Below are 2,848 nucleotides of genomic sequence, written 5' to 3' on the forward strand. Positions count from 1 at the left end.
TCCCGCCCGCGCGGCGGCGGCCACCGCGGCGGCTGTCGCATCGCCGTCCGGGCCGGGGCGCCAGCCGTTCTCCAGGGCCCGCCGGGCGATGTTCGGCCCGCTGGCGAGGCGTTCCACGCAGCCGCGCGCACCGCAAGGGCACGGGTCCCCGTCCAGGTCGACGCTGATGTGACCGATGTGACCGGCGTTGCCCGAGGGCCCGGGGTGCAGCTTTCCGTCCAGTACGAGGCCACCGCCGACGCCGGTCGAGACGACCAGGCACAGCGCGTTGTCATAGCCGCGGGCGGCGCCCAGCCAGTGCTCGGCCGCCGTCATCGCGACTCCGTCACCGACGAGTGTGACCGGCAGCCCGCCGGTTGCCGCGGCCACCCGGTCCACCAGCGGAAACCCGCGCCAGCCCGGGACGTTGACGGGGCTGACCGTACCGGCCGAGGCGTCCACGGGCCCCGCGCTGCCGATGCCGACCGCTTGCGCCCGGTGCCACAGCGCAGAGGTCATCAGCTCCGCCAGGACGTCGCTCACCGCACCCATCACGGCCTCGGCTCCCTCGCGGGCCGGTGTCGGGCGCTGCGCCCGTACGAGAAGGGAGCCGCCGCCGTCCACCAACGCCCCGGCGATCTTGGTACCGCCGATGTCGAGCGCGGTGACGAGGTCGGTATGCATCGGTGTGGACTCTCCGGAGGGGTAGGGCGCAGGACCTGCGGCTTCAGTCGGACGGCCCCTTCAGTTTCCATTCTCTTGACAACGTTGTCCAGGGCCTATGCTCGACGCCACAGCATCCGGCCCCACCCCGGCACCGCCGATGGGGACCGGAATCACCCGTTCCCGACGTCAGGACAGCGCACCGTGGCCGAGACCGCCCGCCATTCCGAGTCCCGCTACGGCAACAGGCCGACCATGAAGGACGTGGCAGCCCGTGCCGGGGTGGGGCTCAAGACGGTCTCACGCGTGGTGAACAGCGAGCCCGGGGTCACCCCCGACACCGAGCGCCGCGTCCAGGAGGCCATCGAGGCGCTCGGCTTCCGCCGGAACGACAGCGCGCGCGTCCTCCGCAAGGGCCGCACCGCGTCCATCGGCCTGGTGCTGGAGGACCTCGCGGACCCCTTCTACGGCCCGCTGAGCCGCGCCGTGGAGGAAGTGGCCCGCGCCCACGGCGCGCTGCTGATCAACGGCTCCAGCGCCGAGGACCCGGAGCGCGAGCAGGAGCTCGTTCTCGCGCTGTGCGCCCGCCGGGTGGACGGCCTCATCGTGATCCCGGCGGGTGACGACCACCGCTACCTGGAGCCGGAGATGAGGGCGGGCATCGCCACCGTGTTCGTCGACCGTCCGGCAGGGCGGGTGGACGCGGACATGGTCCTGTCGGACAGCTTCGGCGGAGCCCGCGCGGGTGTCGCCCACCTCGTCGCGCACGGCCACCGCAGGATCGGCTTCATCGGGGACCAGCCGCGCATCCACACCGCCACGGAACGGCTGCGCGGTTACCACGCGGCCCTGGCCGATGCCGGGATCGAGGCCGAGGAGACCTGGGTCTCCCTCGGCCCGACCGGTCCGGCCCGGGTGCGGGCCGCCGCCGAGGCCATGCTGGCCGGCCCCGAGCCGGTGACCGCACTCTTCGCGGGCAACAACCGGGTGACGGTCACCGCCGTCCGCGTCCTCGCCGAGTGCGACCGCCGGATCGCCCTGGTCGGCTTCGACGACATCGAACTGGCCGACCTGCTCGGCATCACGGTCATCTCGCAGGACGCCGCGGCGGTCGGGCGCACCGCGGCGGAACATCTGTTCCGCCGCCTGGACGGCGCCGCTCACGCCCCTGCCAGGGTGGAGCTCCCGACCCGGCTCATCCCACGCGGTTCGGGGGAGCTCCCTCCCGCGTGACGCCTACGGCGCCGTCACGGTCAGCCCGCCGCGGCGGGGTGAGGCGAAGGCGTCCAGGTCCGCGCGGGTCAGGCCGGTGAGGCCGGCCACCTCACCGGTGTCCAGGGCGCCGCAGTCGATGCCGCGGAGCAGGTAGCCGCTGAGCGCCTTCGCCGTGGCGGGCTCGTCCATGACGTCTCCGCCGGCCTTGGCCACGTAGGCGGCGAGGCGGGACGCGGCCTGGCCGAGGCCCTCGCGGTAGAAGGCGTACACGGCGGCGTAGCGGGTGGGCAGATGGCCCGGGTGCATGTCCCAGCCCTGGTAGTAGGCGCGGGCCAGGGCGCGGCGGGTGAGGCCGTAGTGCAGGCGCCAGGCGTCGTGGACCTGCTGGGCGGGTCCGACGGGCAGAACGTTCGTCGAGCCGTCACAGACCCGCACTCCGGTGCCCGCGGCGGCGACCTGCATGACGGCCTTGGCGTGGTCGGCGGCGGGGTGGTCACTGGCCTGGTAGGCGGGGCTGACTCCGACGCAGGCGCTGTAGTCGAAGGTCCCGTAGTGCAGCCCGGTCGCCCGGCCCCGGGCGGCGTCGATCATGCGGGCCACGGCGGCGGTGCCGTCCGCCGCGAGGATGGACTGGCTGGTCTCGATCTGGATCTCGAACCCGAGGCGCCCGGAGGACAGGCCGTGGGTCTCCTCGAACGCTTCGAGGAGCCGCACGAAAGCGGTGACCTGCTCGGGGTACGTCACCTTGGGCAGCGTCAGGACGAGTCCCTCGGGCAGGCCTCCGGCCCGCATCAGGCCGGTGAGGAAGATGTCCGTGGTGCGGATGCCCCGGTCGCGGACGGCCGCTTCCATGCACTTCATCCGGATGCCCGTGTACGGGGCCGCGGACCCGTCGGCGTACGCCTCGGCGACCAGGCGCGCCGCGCGGGCGGCGGCCTCGTCCTCCTCCGCGTCGGGGCGGGGTCCGTAACCGTCCTCGAAGTCGATGCGC

3 protein-coding genes are annotated in these 2,848 nt (G+C 73.8%); 1 reads left to right on the plus strand and 2 read right to left on the minus strand.

What is annotated here, in order from left to right:
• The coding region (locus VN520_RS15735) for an ROK family protein (protein WP_325747545.1) at positions 1 to 663 on the minus strand (663 nt) is incomplete at its 3' end.
• Positions 664 to 846: 183 nt separating this feature from the next.
• Between VN520_RS15735 and VN520_RS15740 the strand changes: the two genes are divergently transcribed.
• Positions 847 to 1,875: a LacI family DNA-binding transcriptional regulator gene (locus VN520_RS15740; RefSeq protein ID WP_325747546.1), complete on the plus strand. Its 1,029-nt coding sequence runs from the start codon at positions 847 to 849 to the stop codon at positions 1,873 to 1,875.
• Between the two features lie 3 nt (positions 1,876 to 1,878).
• Here the strand turns inward: VN520_RS15740 and VN520_RS15745 are convergent.
• On the minus strand, positions 1,879 to 2,848 hold a 970-nt coding region (locus tag VN520_RS15745; protein WP_325747547.1), incomplete at its 5' end, for a DUF6986 family protein.

This window comes from Streptomyces sp. (assembly GCF_035563135.1).
Lineage (GTDB): Bacteria > Actinomycetota > Actinomycetes > Streptomycetales > Streptomycetaceae > Streptomyces.